The sequence below is a fragment of the Hymenobacter metallilatus genome (genome assembly GCF_003944705.1).
In the GTDB taxonomy this organism is placed as follows: domain Bacteria; phylum Bacteroidota; class Bacteroidia; order Cytophagales; family Hymenobacteraceae; genus Hymenobacter; species Hymenobacter metallilatus.
This window is the reverse complement of the sequence record NZ_RWIS01000001.1, coordinates 793775-808432: the sequence shown is the minus strand read 5'-3', so window position 1 is coordinate 808432 and position 14658 is coordinate 793775. Positions and strand designations below refer to the sequence as shown.

The following is a 14658-nucleotide window of genomic DNA, read 5'->3' as shown; positions in this document are numbered from 1 at the left end:
CCAGCCACCGCCGGCCCGGAACTTTCCGGGCCGGCGGTGTGCATTTCAGCCTGGCCGAAACCCGACTTTTCCTGTACTTTGGGGCAACCGAAATTCACCTCTTTTCTTTCGCTGCATTTATGGCTCACTCCATCGTTTTTTCGCCGCAGGCCCCTTCCCCCATTGGCCCCTACAGCCAGGCTATTCAGGCCGGTAACACCGTGTATGTTTCCGGACAAATTGCCTTAGATGCCAATGGACAGCTTGTGGGCGAAGGGGACGTGGCACAGCAAACGCACCAAGTAATGCGCAATCTGCAGGCAGTGCTGGCGGCCGCCGGCCTCACGCTCCGTAACACAGTGAAATGCAGCATTTTTGTGAAAGACCTGGGCAACTTTGGTCTTATCAACGAAATCTATGGGAGCTATTTCGATGCCGACTATGCTCCGGCCCGCGAAACAGTAGAGGTGAGCCGGTTGCCCAAGGATGTGCTGGTGGAAATATCCTGCGTAGCCGTGCAGTAATGGCAAATTTGTGAAGTACAGGAATAGGGAGTTTGTTGCTCGGTTTGCACCGCATGTGCGGATTGCGCAGACTGGGCCTCCGGTTTTACTGGACAGCAAGCTCCCTATTTCATCACTTCATTATCTAATAACTGCACCAGTATGCGTGAGGTAGGTATTTTTTTGTTTTTCGCCGGGTTGATTGCCCTCGTTGCCCCCCTTCTGCTGCCCGTTAACTTTCGGTTTCCGCTACTGGACTGGATGAATACCTGGGGACCAACCGTAGCCTGGGTTATTAAGGGCGGCGCAACGCTGCTTGGGCTGCTACTCTGGTGGAGCGCCAGAAATCGTGCATGATGCGCCGACCACGCAAGCAGGCTACACCACTGGCGAAGCCCAGCTACTTCCCTCCCGAAAACGTGCTGACGCGGGCACTGCCGCCGGAGCTGCTCGGTCAGCGTGAGTTTGAGCAATTTCACTTCATTGGCTTCGATTTAAGCCAGGCTGACCTCTCTGGCCGCCGCTTTAGCGAATGTTTGTTTGAGAACTGCAACCTGGCGGGAACCACGCTGGCTAATACCGCCCTGCAAAACGTAGCCTTCACTGGCTGCAAGCTGCTGGGGTTGCCGTTTACGGCCTGCCGCGACATGCTCTTTGATGTGCATTTCGAGCGGTGCCAACTCGATTATGCCTCCTTCTGGGGCAAAGCAATGCCCAATACACGCTTTCTGCACTGTTCTTTGCGGGAAGCCGATTTTACCCGCGCCGACCTCACTGGAGCCATTTTTCAGGATTGCCAACTGCACGGGGCCGTGTTCAGCCAGACTACGCTGCGGGGCGCCGATTTTCTATCGGCGCAGGATGTGGTGCTGGACCCCGAGCTGAATGACGTGAAACAGGCCCGTTTTGCGCTGCAGAGCCTGCCGGGCCTCCTAAGCAAGTACGGTTTGGTGATAGAATGAACCGAAGAGGCCAAGCGGAATGGCATACCTAGTTGCCCATTCTGGCCAGCGGCCGGCGGTTAATTGCTCAACCCGCCCCCTATCCAATCATTCCACTATTCGCTCATTGTATTCCCTTACCTTTGCGGCGCGTTTTCCCACCCGAAAGCGTTGCGAACTGACTGACTTATGGAAAGAGAAGTACGGGTGCGCTTTGCGCCCAGCCCTACCGGGCCGCTGCATATTGGCGGTGTGCGCACTGCGCTGTATAACTATCTGCTAGCCCGCAAACTGGGCGGCAAGATGCTGCTCCGCATTGAGGATACCGACCAGAACCGCTTTGTACCGGGTGCCGAGCAGTATATTATGGACTCGTTGCGCTGGTGTGGCATCGAAATCGACGAGGGAATTGAGCAGGGCGGCCCCCACGCTCCCTACCGCCAGAGCGAGCGGAAGCCTATGTACAGGCAATACGCCCAGCAGCTGCTCGACAGCGGCTCGGCCTACTATGCCTTTGATACGCCCGAGGAGCTGGACGCCATGCGTGCCCGCTTGACGGCCGCCAAGGTGCCTAACCCCCAGTACAACAGCATTACCCGCGCTCAGATGCGCAACTCCCTTACCCTACCGGCCGAGGAAGTACAGCAACTCCTGGATTCAGGAGCGCCCTACGTGATTCGGTTGAAGGTACCCCGTAAGGAGGAAATTCGCTTCAACGACCTGATCCGGGGCTGGGTGGTGGTGCATTCCTCCTCCATTGATGATAAGGTGCTGATGAAGTCAGACGGGATGCCGACCTACCACCTGGCCAATATCGTGGACGACCACCTGATGGAAATTACCCACGTGATTCGGGGTGAGGAGTGGCTGCCCTCGGCCCCGCTACACGTACTGCTGTACCGCTACCTGGGCTGGGAAAGCACCATGCCCCAGTTTGCCCACCTGCCCCTGCTACTCAAGCCCGATGGCACCGGCAAGCTGAGCAAGCGGGACGGAGACAAGCTGGGTTTCCCGGTGTTTCCGCTGGAATTTCACGGCAAAGACGCCGAAACCGGCGAGCCAACCGTAAGTAGCGGCTACCGCGAGTCGGGCTACCTGCCCGAGGCGTTCATCAACTTTCTGGCCTTTTTGGGCTGGAACCCCGGCACCCAGCAGGAGCTGTTCACGATGGACGAGCTGATTGAGCACTTCTCAATTGAGCGTGTAAGCAAGTCACCGGCCCGCTTCGACCAGAACAAGGTGCGCTGGTACAATGAGCAGTACCTGCGCGCCAAGCCCGACGCTGAGCTGGCCCAGTACCTCACCGAGGAGCTGAGCAAGCAGGGCATTGCGGTGCCCGCCGGCCAGGCTGAGCAGATTGCCGCCCTGGTGAAGGAGCGCGCCACCTTTCCCGCCGACTTAGCCAAGGAAGCCCAGCTGTTTTTCCAGCGCCCCGCCAGCTACGACGAGCAGGTAATCAGCAAGAAGTGGAACCCGCAGGTAGCGGCGGCCCTAGCGGAGTTTGCCGCGCAACTGCCGGCTGCCGCCGACGCTTCGGCCGAGGGTATTAAGGCCTTGCTCACGCAAGTGCTGGAAGCCCAGGGCATCAAAATCGGACAGGTGCTGCAAGCCTTGCGCGTAGCCGTAACGGGCAACGCCGCCGGCCCCGACCTGATGCACATTATGCACATTCTGGGCCCGCAGGAAACCGCCGAGCGGATTCAGGCGGCCGTGGCGGCGCTGCCGGCGTAGCTACCCGCCGGCTCAGAACGCAAAAAGTCCGTTTGACCTCGGTCAGACGGACTTTTTGCGTTCTGAGCCGCCGATACATCTTTACCGGGCCGGCTTCCGTACCTACCAGGTACCGGCCCTGCAGCCGGCAACCCTCCAGCCCCTCCTAAGCCACCTCCATTATGGCCAAGAAACCTGTTAGCCCGAAAAAGAAGAAAGTAGACCCCGAGAAAAAAGCCCGGGTACACAAAGAACTCGAAGGCTTTGAAATTAAGGTGAACCCGCTGGGCGAAATCACCTCCAACTATTCCATCGAGGATATCAACCAGTTTCTGAATCGGCACGTGCGCGACAAAAAGCTCGTGAACCGGGACGGACAATTTGGTGAGAAAGAGGAAGAAGAGGAGTTTCAACTGGAAGACGGCTCGCAGGAGCCCGAAGAGTCGGACGAGGATTTTATGCGCCGGACCAGCCGGGAGGCCAAGAAGAAAGGACCTAAAGCCGCTTCCGAGGACGAAGCAAGCCTCCACACCGAAGACGCTGAGTAAAGAAGCCGTCCTCCCGGGCGGGGCGGCTCCCGGAGCTGCCCCGCCCGGGAGGACCAGGTAGTAGGCAGGCCAGCATAAATTGACGTTTTACTATACTTGGGGCATCATTCACGCATTCCTTTCCTTCTTTTTGCTGATGCAGTCCCACGATGTTGATTACAAAATTCTGGGGAACGATATCCAGGTACTCGAGGTAGAGCTGGACCCCAACGAAACGGTAGTGGCTGAAGCCGGCGCCATGGTGTACATGAGCGAAGCCATTGCCTTCGAAACCAAGATGGGCGACGGCTCGGAGCCTGACCAGGGCTTCATGGGCAAGCTGTTTTCGGCCGGCACCCGCCTGATTACGGGCGAGTCGCTGTTCATGACGCACTTTACCCACCGCGGCGGCTACGGTAAGGCGCACGTAGCTTTTTCGGCTCCTTATCCGGGTACTATAATTCCCATTAACCTGCGTGAGCTGCCTCAGGGCCTGATTGTGCAGAAAGACGGGTTTCTAGCCGCGGCCAAGGGCACCAAAATCAGCCTGCATTTCAACCAGAAGCTGGGCGCCGGCTTATTCGGCGGGGAAGGCTTTATTCTGCAGAAAATCACCGGCGACGGTAGAGCCTTTGTGCACGCCGGCGGCACCATCATCGAGAAGCGCCTTAACAACGAGCTGTTGCGGGTGGATACCGGCTGCGTAGTGGCCTTCGAGCCCGGCATCGACTTCAGCATTGCCCGGGCCGGCGGCCTGAAATCCATGATTTTTGGCGGAGAAGGACTGCTGCTGGCCACGCTGCGCGGCACCGGCCGCGTATGGCTGCAGTCTATGCCCGTGAAAAAGCTGATTCAGGCCCTGGCTCCCAACGGTGGCAACGCTCAGAAGGAAAGCGGTAGTATTCTGGGCAGAATGGTAGGCGGCATTTTGGACGAGTAACTGCTTTATTTCAGCCACTTAATGCACCAAGGCCCGCCGGCTGGTACTGCTACCAGCCGGCGGGCCTGTTTTTTGCAGCCGATATAGCTCAGGAAACTGCGGTAGCCGCAATAACTCCGATACTAGCCAACAGGGCCAGTAGCATCAACCCCAGAAAGAACATTGTTAGCCGGCGGGAGCTGGTTTCCGCCTGTGCGTCGGATTTCAGACGATAACGCCGCCGTTGCCGGCCAGTAGCAGGAGCAGAAGGTGAGATAGTATCCATTGGTGGGAATTTTGGAAACAGATCAAAAAGCGAATATGGAAATATAGTGGGCTTTCCCGACATAATACAGTTTTCATTCCCACCGGCCGACGGATTACTCCTTCTCACCGACCAATCTAAACTACGGCTGGCTAAGGAGCTGCTTCTTTCTACCGCCTCTACTAGGGGATATTTCTGTGCTCCGGCAGAACGGCCCATGGTACAATTTCCCGTTACCCTCTACTACTCAGCGAACCGGCGCGACCAATGTGTCGCCGGTGGGTGTGGTAAGGAAAGTAGCAGTGCGGTGGCCGTTGCGGTAAAACTCTGAGGGCAAAGACTGGCCACTGGGCGAGTAGCACTTCCACTCTCCAAACCAGTAGAACCGGGCCACATTAGCCTCGGCCCGGTAGCGGGCCCGGCCTTGCTTGGCCAGCTGGCCGCCCGGATGAAAGTAGGAAAGCTGCACCAGGCCGTAGGGGCGGCGGTAGAACTGCTCGGTGCGCTCCTCAAGGCCGGTGAGCGTGTAGTAATGCCAGGTGCCTACGGGGCGGCCCTGCCGGTAACGGCCCCGGTTGGCTGGGTGCTTTTCGGCGGCATCAAAATACTCCCGCCAGGGACCCTGGCGTTGCTCCCGGGCATTAAACCGGTTACGCGACCAGAAACCTATGGGCTGGTGCCTTGCTACCGTAGTGCAGCCGGCTGCGCCCAGAACCAGCAGCCACAACGCCAGGGAAGAGAATATACGCATTGAAACAGCCAGCTACTACCTGTCTCCTAGTTACAACTAATTATTTAGTTGTTCAAGTAGCTCCTCCATCATTTCCCGCGAGTTGCTCAGGCGGGGCACTTTGTGCTGCCCGCCCAGCTTACCCCGGCGGGCCAGCCACGCCACGAAGGTACCAGTGGGTACGGCTGTTACCTGGGGCGGCATCAGGGCCAGATTACGGTGGCGTTTGGCGTCGTAGTCGGAGTTGAGCTGGCGGAGCGTGGCGTCCAGCACGGCCGTAAACTGGTCCAGACTGGCGGGCGGCTCGGTGAATTCAATCAGCCACTGGTGGCCGCCGCGGGAGGCACCGTTGTGGGCGGCGAAGTAGATGGGGGCGGCAGTATAGTCGCGCACAGTGGTACCGGTGGCCTGGCAGGCAGCAGCAATGGCAGCATCGGCATTTTCCACTACTACTTCTTCCCCGAAAGCATTCAGGAAATGCTTGGTACGCCCCACAATGCGGATCCGGTAGGGTGCCAGGGAAGTGAAGCGCACCGTGTCGCCGATGGCGTAGCGCCACAGGCCGGCGTTGGTGCTGATCAGAAGAGAGTAGGTGCAGCCTAGCGATACTTCGGCCAGAGAGAGGGCACGGGGCTCAGCAGCCTCCCACTGGTCGGCGGGTACAAACTCATAATAAATGCCGTGGTTAAGCAGCAGCAGCAGGTCTTCTGAGTCCGGCTCATCCTGCAGGGCCAGATAGCCCTCGGAGGCGTTGTAAACTTCCAGATAGTGCATCTGGGGTCCGGGTATGAGCTGGCGGAACAACTCCCGATACGGCCCAAATGCCACGGCCCCGTGCAGGAATAGCCCGAGCTGAGGCCACACTTCCAGAATAGAGGTAGTACCGGCCAGCTCCAGCACGCGGCGCAGCAGCACAATCATCCAGGTGGGCACCCCGGCCAGCACGCGCACATCGGCTTCCAGCACGTGGCGGGCAATACGCTCAATTTTCTCCTCCCACTCATCCAGCAGGGCCAGCTCCAAGGGCGGGGTGCGCACATACTCAGCCCAGGCAGGCAGATTCTGCATAATTACGGCCGACACGTCGCCAACGCGGGAGGCGGCATCGGTGGGGCGAAAGGGGTTGGGGCCATGGGTGCCACCCAACGACAACGTTTTACCGCCCAGGATGTCGGTTTGCGGGTAGTAGAGCGTAGCCAGGGCCGTCATGTCGCGGCCGGCGCGGTAGTGGCAGTCGTGCAGGGCCTCCCGGGTTATCGGAATGTACTTGCTTCGGGCGTTGGTGGTGCCGCTGCTTTTGGCAAACCATTCTACCCGGCCAGGCCACAGCACATCGGCCTCACCCCGGAGCACCCGCTCCAGCTGCGGGTACAGCTGCTCGTAGCTGCTGACGGGTACCCGCTGCGCAAATTCCCGGGCCGAAGGCGCATCGGCGTAACCGTACTGACGCCCCCAGGCGGTGTGGCGGGCCGTATGCACCAGACTCCGGAATACCTGCTCCTGAACCTCATGCGGATGTTGCCGGATGTGCTCTATACTGGCCAAACGGCGCTGCACGGCCCAGGTTAAGACGGTACTAATCACGGGAGCAAGTAGGAATGGAAGAAACCCGAAGGCTGCAGACGGATACCCTGTACCGCCTGCAGCCCTGGAAAGTTACCTGAAATGTACTACTGGCGGGCAGTGGTCCGCTGTCCGCTTATATCTTCCGCTTCAGCTCGAAGTGCTTACCCAGGTAAACGCGGCGCACCATTTCGTCTTCAGCCAGCTCCTCGGCGGTACCCGCCTTCAGCAGCTTGCCCTCGAACAGCAGGTAGGCCCGGTCCACGATGCTGAGCGTTTCATTCACGTTGTGGTCGGTGATGAGGATGCCAATGTTCTTGTGCTTGAGCTTGGCCACAATTCCCTGAATTTCTTCCACGGCAATGGGGTCGACGCCGGCAAAAGGCTCGTCGAGCAGCACAAATTTGGGGTCGACGGCCAGGGCCCGGGCAATTTCGGTGCGGCGCCGCTCTCCCCCACTCAGTACCCGGCCCAGATTTTTACGCACGTGGGTGAGGCTGAACTCATTAAGCAGCTCCTCTACCTTGTCGCGCTGGGCCTGCCTGGACAGTTTGGTCATTTCCAGCACCGACAAAATATTTTCTTCCACCGACAAATCCCGGAACACACTGGCCTCCTGCGCCAGGTACCCGATACCCAGCCGGGCCCGCTGGTAAATGGGCAGACGGGTAATGTCCTTATCGTCGAGAAACACTTTGCCTTCGTTGGGCTTCACCATGCCCACCGTCATATAGAATGAGGTGGTTTTGCCGGCCCCGTTTGGCCCCAGCAGCCCTACAATTTCGCCCTGCTCCACGTGCAACGACATGTCGTTGACAACCGTGCGCGACTTGTATTTTTTAACCAGATGTTCGGCTCGTAAAATCATTGGGGCAAAAGTAGTGAGGAGGCGGGGAAGCGGGCCGCGGCGGCCAGGGCTAGCCGTTGGGGGCAAGCACCTGGCGGCGCAGGGTAAGTTGCGCCGAGGAGGCACCAGGGCTGTTTTTCAGCCCGTTGGTTTCTTCGGCCTCATATTCCTGGGCGGTACCCTTTACGGTGCCGGTGGTTGAGCCCCGCCGAACGGTGAGCGTAACGGGAACATCGGAAGTGGTTTCGGAGCCTACCAGAGGGCGTAACAGTTGCTCGGCGTTGGCTATGGTTAGCTCCTGGCCATCCACGGCCAGAATTACATCGTTGTTGCGCAGGCCAAATACGTTGGTCTGGGGCAGCACATCGGCCGCCTGAAACTCCTTCCGGGCCTCATCGTAGCGGAAGCCCAACTGCCCGAAGGCCCGGATTTTGACGTTGGCCTTGGGCGTATAGGTCCAGCCTATCTTGCTCAGGTACTCGGCCAGGGGCAGCTCTTCCTTACCCACCACATACCGGTCGAAGAAGTGCTGTACCTCCGGGTGGGTAAGCGCCACTATCTCCGGAATTAGCTGGTTGTCCTCGAAGGAGCGGGTGGGGCCGTATTTGGCCCGTAGGGCCAGGAGCACGTCGCGCAGGGTCTGGCGGCCCTGGGTGAGCTCCCGAATGCGGATATCGAGCAGCAAGCCAATGAGGGCGCCCTTCTTGTACACGTTTTCGTACATGTCGTCGTAGGGCTTTTCCAGAATACGGCGGCTCATTTCGGTGAACGACACACCGGCCGGGAACTTCTGCGCGTCCCGGATTTTGCCGCGCATGGTCTGCCGGAACTCTTCTTCGGAAATCAGGCCGCCCTGTACCTGCACCAGCTGGGCCACGTACTCCGTTACGCCCTCGTACAGCCACAGGTGCTGCGACATTTGCGGGTTGCGGAAGTCAAACTCTCCTATCTCGCGGGAGTGAATGTTGAGTGGGGCCAGCATATGCAGAAACTCGTGGGAGCTGACTTCCAACACCATGCTTTTGAGCCGCTCGGGGTCGGCCAGCTCGGGCAGGAAGTACAAGGAAGAGTAGCTGTGCTCCATGGCCCCGTACCGCCCGGTTTTGCTGCTGAGTGGGGAGCCACTGGCCGGGAAGTAAAACAGAAACTGGTAGCGCGGTACCGGCATCTGCCCGAAAAACTTGGTGAGAGCCTCCGACATAGGCCGCAGCATCCGGCTGACTTCGGCGGCCTTCACGACCCCACTTTCCGACAGCACAGCCACCGAAATGCGGGCCCCGCCAGTACTGAAGCTGGCCGTATCGGGGCGGGCGTACAGCACCGGGCCGTCGGCCAGGGTTACGTAGCTGGGAGCCGTGAATACATCCTGGGTGGATGACTCGCGGCGCACGTCGAGGGCGGTGGCGCCGTAGAGGTCGGTGGGCTTAGTTACCTGCACTTCGTAGGGCAGCATTTTATAGCCCTCGAGGTAGCCGTAAAAGCCGTAGTGGTTGAGGGTGAAGTTGCGGCCCGCGTCGATGTTGGTGCCGCCGGGCTGAAACACGAACGAGTCGTCCTGCTTCACGTCCCAGGTATCATCCACCAGATACTCCAGGCGGGCCAGGGCTTTGGCCCCGTCGATGATGAACAGATTGGGGCCGCTGTTCTTCACTTTCAGCGTTTTTCCGTTCTTATCAAACGCCTTAAAGCTGGTGATAAAGCGGCCGTAGTCTTTTTTGGAGTACGAGCCGGGTACCACCGAGGGCATGACGTAGGTTACCTGGTTTTCCTGTACAGGAGGCGTGTTTACCACCACCTTTACCCGGTCGTTGACCACTTGCTGCAGATTGAGGTTGATGTGGTAGCCGGCAGGCACCTGGGCCAGGGCGGCCGTAGTAGTAAGGCTCAGTCCGAGAGCCAGTGCAAAAGATTTCATTCAAGCAGATAAACTAGAGGCAAATACAGCGCTAACGCCCCAGCTAAGGTACGCAGTATCAGGCTGGCTTGCCGGCTGGCCAGCCAAAGCCCAAAACCCGGCAAGCCACCGCCTCATCCGGCGGCCTTACCCGCAGAAACGGCCTTGTTTTTGTGGAATGACCTTTCCTAGCAATACCCGATACCCAAACACTACCGCTACGTTACTCTATGCGTCGTACCCTACTTTTCCTTTCTCTGTTTGCCATCGGAAGCCGTAGTACCCACGCCCAGGTGCTTACCGATGCTACCCGCGCCAGTGCCGCCCTCGACTCGCTGCTGCAAGCAGCGGCGGCAACCAAGCAGCAAGTACAAACCCACTCCTCACGATTTGCCACCAAAACGCCCTGGAGCGGCAAGCGGCGGCAGCGGGTGCGCGGATTTGCCCCGGGCGCATCGGCCCGGTTTACCTGGGAGCAGAAAACCGTACTGCGCCGCAACGGCACCACGGCCACCCGCTTCACCGCTCTACAAAACGGCAAACGGGTACTGCGGGAGCGGCGGCTGAATGGCCAGCTGGAATATCTGTGGCTAAAAACAGACCCCTCGCCCAGCCCGGCTACGGCCAGCACCACTCCTGCCCCAGCGGGCCCTGCCCCCGGCACGTATGGGGTGTTGCTGCACGGCGGCTACCTACGCTGGAACCGGAATCAGTATGTATTGCCGTCCACGGCAGTTCCGGGAACTACCCGCTAGCCCTTACTGCTCTTCCTATACCCCCAAGGCTCTACCACATTGGAATGGTAGGGCCTTGAGGGGTGTGGCTTGTTGCACCTACTCCCAGCGAATATCCTTAAGGCGCAGCTGCAGGTTCTTTGCGCCCCGATACTCGTTGATTTCCACTGTGTAGCATACACTAAAAGCCTGGCCCCGACGAATTTGCTCGTAGTACTCGCCTAGTCCAAAGCCAATGGCATCCACGGTGTGGTGGCCATCCTGCGTGAGGGCAATTTTGAGGTGAGAGTTACCTACAATCCGGGCCGAGTCGGGGGCGGCGTACACCCGCTCGGAAGCAAATACCGGGTTGGGGTTGCCCGGCCCGAAGGGCTCCATCTGGCTTAGCAGCCGATAGAACGAAGGCGTAATGTCACTGAGCTGGATGGTGTAGTCGATTTCGACCGGCGGAATCAACTGCTCAGGCAGAATTCGGCCGGCCACAATCCGCTCGAACTTCTCGCGGAAGGCCGGCACATTTTCGACGGGGAGAGTGAGGCCGGCGGCGTACATGTGGCCCCCGTACTGGTCCAGCAGCTCGGCGCACTCTTCAATGGCCTGGTGCACATCAAACCCTACTACCGAGCGGGCCGAGCCGGTGGCTTTGCCGTTGCTTTCGGTGAGGATGATGGTGGGTCGGTAGTACTTATCGAGGCAGCGCGAGGCCACAATGCCCACCACGCCCTTGTGCCAGTCCTGCTTGAACAGCACCGTGGTACGGGCCGAGCGGAGCAAATCGTCCTGCTCAATCATCTCCAGCGCCTCCTTGGTAATGCTGGTATCAAAGCCCCGCCGCTCCTGGTTGGTTTTGTCCACTACGCCGGCCGTGGCTACGGCTTCGGCGGTAGTATCGGCCAGCAGCATGGCCACCGAGCGTTTGGCGTCGCCCATGCGGCCGGCCGCGTTGATGCGGGGCGCAAACCCAAATACCAGACTGCTAATATTCAACTCGGCAGTTTGCAGACCGGCCAGCTCGCGCAACGCATCCAGGCCGGGGCGCTGGGGCCGCTGCCGGTCGTTGATGAGGCGCAGGCCGTGGTAGGCCAGGGTGCGGTTTTCGCCGTAGATGGGCACAATATCGGCCGCAATGCTCACGGCTACCAGGTCCAGGAGCTCATACAACTCCTCCTCGGGCAGCCCTTGCTGCTGGGTAAAGGCCTGCATCAGCTTGAAGCCTACTCCACAGCCCGACAGCTCCTTGAACGGATACGGGCAGTCCTGGCGCTTAGGATCCAGCACCGCCACGGCCGCCGGTAGCTCGGCCCCCGGCAAGTGGTGGTCACAGATGATGAAATCGATGCCCCGCTCGTTGGCATAGGCTATTTTGTCCACCGCTTTTACGCCGCAGTCAAGGGCAATAATGAGCTGGTAGCCAAACTCGTGGGCGAAGTCAATACCCGCCTCCGAGATGCCGTAACCCTCCTTATAACGGTCCGGAATGTAGTAATCGATGCGCTCCGCCCCGAAAAACTGGCGCAGGTAGCTGTATACCAGGGCCACGGAGGTGGTGCCGTCCACGTCGTAGTCGCCAAACACCAGTACCCGCTCACCCAGGTGCAGGGCCTTCAGCAAGCGGTTCACGGCGCGGTCCATGTCGCGCATGAGCAGGGGGTCGGGCAGTTGCTCCAGGCTGGGCCGGAAGTAGGCCCGGGCGTCCTCGAACGTACACACGTTGCGCTGGCAGAGCAGGCTGATGATGGCTTCGTTGACGCGCAGGGCGTCGGCTAAATGCCGCACCTGCTCAGCATCGGGCGCGGGCTTGCGAATCCATCTTTTTTCCATGAGTACAGAGGAGCCTAACAGCGGCAGTATCTCCAAAAGTACGAAAACAGAATCACAGATTTTCGCTGATTTTGGCGCCGATGCCGCTGATTCGAATGGCGGATGAATGGGCCGTAAGAAGTTGTACCCCGAAGCTGCGCTTCGGCTGGCGCCGGAGGGTAACCAATTCCTACTCACAGGAAAGTCCCTTCTCGCGCGGGCCGGGGCACAGCTCCGGGATACACGTTCTGACTATGCAACGGCTGCCCCCAGATTCCTCGCTCTGCTCGGAATGACAGCTACAGTGCGTCGCCGCGGAGCTTGCGGAACCGTTTGCGGGCTTCCACCACGTAGATGCTGCCGGGGTACTTGGTAATAACCTGGTTGTAGAGCTGCTGGGCTTTTTCCCGGTCCTGAAGGTTTTCCTCCAGAATACTGGCGGCCAGAAACAGGGCATCGTCGCTGAGCACATCATACTTGGGGTTGGCCGTAATGCGCTCCAGGGTGCCGAGGGCGGCAGCATAGTCGCCGGTGCGGCGCTGGAGCTGGGCCTTCAGATACCAGGCTTCATCCTGGAGGGCGTGGCCGGGGTACTTTACCAGCAGAGCGTCGAGGCCGCGCAAAGCTTCGGGAATCTTATTCTGAAATACCTGCTGCTCCACGGCAGCGTAGTCGCGCAGGGCCACGCCGGCGGTATCCATGGCCGTGTTGTCGGTGATGAGCAGGCTGAGCTGCATGGCATCGTTGGCAATTTCGCGGCTGGTAGCCTGCTTAAGAATATCCAGGTGCGACTGGGCCAGCTTAAAGTCGCCGGCAAAGTAGTTGAGGCGGGCGTTGCGCAGCTTGGCCTCATAGCCCAGGGGCGTATCCTTGTGTGACTTCTCTACCTGTGAATAAAGCAGAGTAGCCTCCCAGGGCTCGGCCCGCAGCAGGTAGATGTCGGCCAGGTCAATCTTGGCCTGATCTACCACCTCCAGACTGGCCCGGGGCATGGTAATCACCTCATTCAGCAGCTTGGTAGCCGGCTCCTTCTCGTCGAGCTGAAAGGCCAGCAGCGCCGCCATACTGCGCAGCACCGGGGCCGTTTCGGGGGTGCGGCCCAGGTCCCGCAGCACCTGTTCGTACTCCTGGAGCAGGCCACGCAGCTGGGCCGCGTTAACAGGGTAAGTAGTGCGTACCTGATCTTCGCGGGTTTGTACCAGCCGCTGCCGTACCAGGGCGTAGTAAGGACTAGTGCGGTATTCCCGGCCCAAGTACTCATAGCCGGCAATAGCACTTTCAAAATCCTGGTTGCGACGGGCAATTTCGGCTACCTCCAACACCCGTTGTCCCTCAGTGCGGCCGCGGCGGTCCAAGGCTTTGGCCTGCACCAGGGCTCCGGTAAAGTCGCGGCGCTGCACCTGCAGCCACAGTAGCAGCTCGCTGTACACGGACTGATCGGGGTTTTTCTGTACCAGGCTTAGCAGCTCTTTTTCCAGAAGGGCAAAGTCTTTATCATCCTGCAGGCTGTTTTGCAGCATGTTGCGCACGAAAGGCAGTTGCCGCTCATCCGTTTGCACCAGCCGCAGGGTTTCGGCCATGAGCTTATCGGTCTGGCCTTGCTGGGTATAGAGCTGAATAAGCTGGGGCCCGAACTCGGTGTCGGAATGGGCCAGCTCGCGGCCGCGCAGGTAGGTGCGCACGGCCCAGGCCGGCAGGGCCAGCCGCTGAAACTCCAGGGCCACGGGCGCTACCTGCTCCGGCTTCAATTGGCTGAGCACTTTCTCCCACTGTTTCTGCGCGGCCAGCTCGTCGGCGGCCTGGGCGTACACCTGGCCCAGCGTTACGCCCAACGCGGCTTCCTGGGGCCGCTGCTTCATGGCCCGCTTCACCAGCTTTTCGGCTTCCTTGTACTGTTTCAGGCCCTGCAGCGCGGCCAGGTAATCGGGCAGGATGTTGGGGGCCGTTTGCTCGTCGTTGCGTAGGCGCCCAAACAGGAAGGCGGCTTTTTCATGCTCACCTTTCCGCTCGTACTCGCGGGCCAGCTGCACCTGGCTGTCTTCCGATACCTGGGCCACTGCCGGCACGGCCGCCAGCAGCCACAGGGCCAGTCCTGCCTTCCCGACCCCCAAACGCAACAACTTTCTCATGAGCGCATAACGAAAAGAACCGGCCCCAAGTGCCAGAAGAGTAATTGAGTAGCGGAGTAACTGAGTACTGGATATTGCCCTTGCTGGTGAATGCCAGGCGTGAAACATCTATGGCTG

Annotated in this window: 12 protein-coding genes; 6 read left to right on the top strand and 6 right to left on the bottom strand. The window is 59.5% G+C overall.

The genetic code is table 11. The features are described 5' to 3' along the window. Positions 1-119 precede the first annotated feature (119 nt). The 5 genes from EI290_RS03230 to EI290_RS03210 all read left to right on the top strand — a co-directional run bounded on the left by EI290_RS03230 (position 120) and on the right by EI290_RS03210 (position 4600). On the top strand, positions 120-503 hold the full coding sequence (locus tag EI290_RS03230) for a RidA family protein (RefSeq protein ID WP_125426639.1): 384 nt from the start codon (positions 120-122) through the stop codon (positions 501-503). Positions 504-835: 332 nt separating this feature from the next. Further along, complete coding sequence (locus EI290_RS03225; protein WP_125426638.1) at positions 836-1444, top strand: pentapeptide repeat-containing protein; 609 nt, start codon at positions 836-838, stop codon at positions 1442-1444. Positions 1445-1612: 168 nt separating this feature from the next. Next, complete coding sequence (gene gltX / locus EI290_RS03220; protein ID WP_125426636.1) at positions 1613-3154, top strand: glutamate--tRNA ligase; 1542 nt, start codon at positions 1613-1615, stop codon at positions 3152-3154. A 161-nt stretch (positions 3155-3315) separates the two neighbouring features. Beyond that, the gene (locus EI290_RS22340; RefSeq protein WP_185816826.1) at positions 3316-3681 is read left to right on the top strand and encodes a hypothetical protein; all 366 of its coding nucleotides are present in this window, start codon (positions 3316-3318) and stop codon (positions 3679-3681) included. A gap of 136 nt (positions 3682-3817) precedes the next feature. Continuing rightward, positions 3818-4600 (top strand): TIGR00266 family protein, encoded by a 783-nt coding sequence (locus EI290_RS03210; RefSeq protein ID WP_185816825.1) that lies wholly within the window; start codon positions 3818-3820, stop codon positions 4598-4600. Positions 4601-5091: 491 nt separating this feature from the next. Here the strand turns inward: EI290_RS03210 and EI290_RS03205 are convergent, their stop codons facing one another. The 4 genes from EI290_RS03205 to EI290_RS03190 form a co-directional block, all read right to left on the bottom strand. Further along, entirely contained in the window at positions 5092-5595 is a 504-nt protein-coding gene (locus EI290_RS03205) for a toxin-antitoxin system YwqK family antitoxin (protein ID WP_125426634.1), read from the bottom strand. 36 nt (positions 5596-5631) lie between these two features. Continuing rightward, complete coding sequence (locus tag EI290_RS03200; RefSeq protein WP_125426632.1) at positions 5632-7158, bottom strand: GH3 auxin-responsive promoter family protein; 1527 nt, start codon at positions 7156-7158, stop codon at positions 5632-5634. A gap of 115 nt (positions 7159-7273) precedes the next feature. After that, positions 7274-8005 carry an LPS export ABC transporter ATP-binding protein gene (gene lptB / locus EI290_RS03195; RefSeq protein ID WP_125426630.1) on the bottom strand — a complete coding sequence of 244 codons (732 nt, stop codon included), beginning with the start codon at positions 8003-8005 and terminating at the stop codon, positions 7274-7276. A 49-nt stretch (positions 8006-8054) separates the two neighbouring features. Then, positions 8055-9899: a M61 family metallopeptidase gene (locus EI290_RS03190; RefSeq protein ID WP_125426628.1), complete on the bottom strand. Its 1845-nt coding sequence runs from the start codon at positions 9897-9899 to the stop codon at positions 8055-8057. Positions 9900-10108: 209 nt separating this feature from the next. Between EI290_RS03190 and EI290_RS03185 the strand changes: the two genes are divergently transcribed. Then, positions 10109-10633, top strand: a complete 525-nt coding sequence (locus tag EI290_RS03185; RefSeq protein ID WP_125426626.1) for a hypothetical protein — start codon at positions 10109-10111, stop codon at positions 10631-10633. A gap of 78 nt (positions 10634-10711) precedes the next feature. On the opposite strand, the gene recJ is transcribed toward EI290_RS03185, so the two are convergent. Together recJ and EI290_RS03175 are read right to left on the bottom strand one after the other, a co-directional pair. Then, on the bottom strand, positions 10712-12433 hold the full coding sequence (recJ, locus tag EI290_RS03180) for a single-stranded-DNA-specific exonuclease RecJ (RefSeq protein WP_125426624.1): 1722 nt from the start codon (positions 12431-12433) through the stop codon (positions 10712-10714). A gap of 278 nt (positions 12434-12711) precedes the next feature. Continuing rightward, a complete protein-coding gene (locus EI290_RS03175) occupies positions 12712-14541 on the bottom strand; it encodes a tetratricopeptide repeat protein (RefSeq protein WP_125426622.1) in 1830 nt (609 codons plus the stop codon). Positions 14542-14658 lie beyond the last annotated feature (117 nt).

Coding starts and splice junctions, on each gene's coding strand:
- recJ (WP_125426624.1), bottom strand. CDS start 12,433: ATGGAAAAAAGATGGATTCGCAAGCCCGCGCCCGATGCTGAGCAGGTG.
- EI290_RS03175 (WP_125426622.1), bottom strand. CDS start 14,541: ATGAGAAAGTTGTTGCGTTTGGGGGTCGGGAAGGCAGGACTGGCCCTG.
- gltX (WP_125426636.1), top strand. CDS start 1,613: ATGGAAAGAGAAGTACGGGTGCGCTTTGCGCCCAGCCCTACCGGGCCG.
- EI290_RS03225 (WP_125426638.1), top strand. CDS start 836: ATGATGCGCCGACCACGCAAGCAGGCTACACCACTGGCGAAGCCCAGC.
- lptB (WP_125426630.1), bottom strand. CDS start 8,005: ATGATTTTACGAGCCGAACATCTGGTTAAAAAATACAAGTCGCGCACG.
- EI290_RS03230 (WP_125426639.1), top strand. CDS start 120: ATGGCTCACTCCATCGTTTTTTCGCCGCAGGCCCCTTCCCCCATTGGC.
- EI290_RS03210 (WP_185816825.1), top strand. CDS start 3,818: ATGCAGTCCCACGATGTTGATTACAAAATTCTGGGGAACGATATCCAG.
- EI290_RS03205 (WP_125426634.1), bottom strand. CDS start 5,595: ATGCGTATATTCTCTTCCCTGGCGTTGTGGCTGCTGGTTCTGGGCGCA.
- EI290_RS03185 (WP_125426626.1), top strand. CDS start 10,109: ATGCGTCGTACCCTACTTTTCCTTTCTCTGTTTGCCATCGGAAGCCGT.
- EI290_RS22340 (WP_185816826.1), top strand. CDS start 3,316: ATGGCCAAGAAACCTGTTAGCCCGAAAAAGAAGAAAGTAGACCCCGAG.
- EI290_RS03190 (WP_125426628.1), bottom strand. CDS start 9,899: ATGAAATCTTTTGCACTGGCTCTCGGACTGAGCCTTACTACTACGGCC.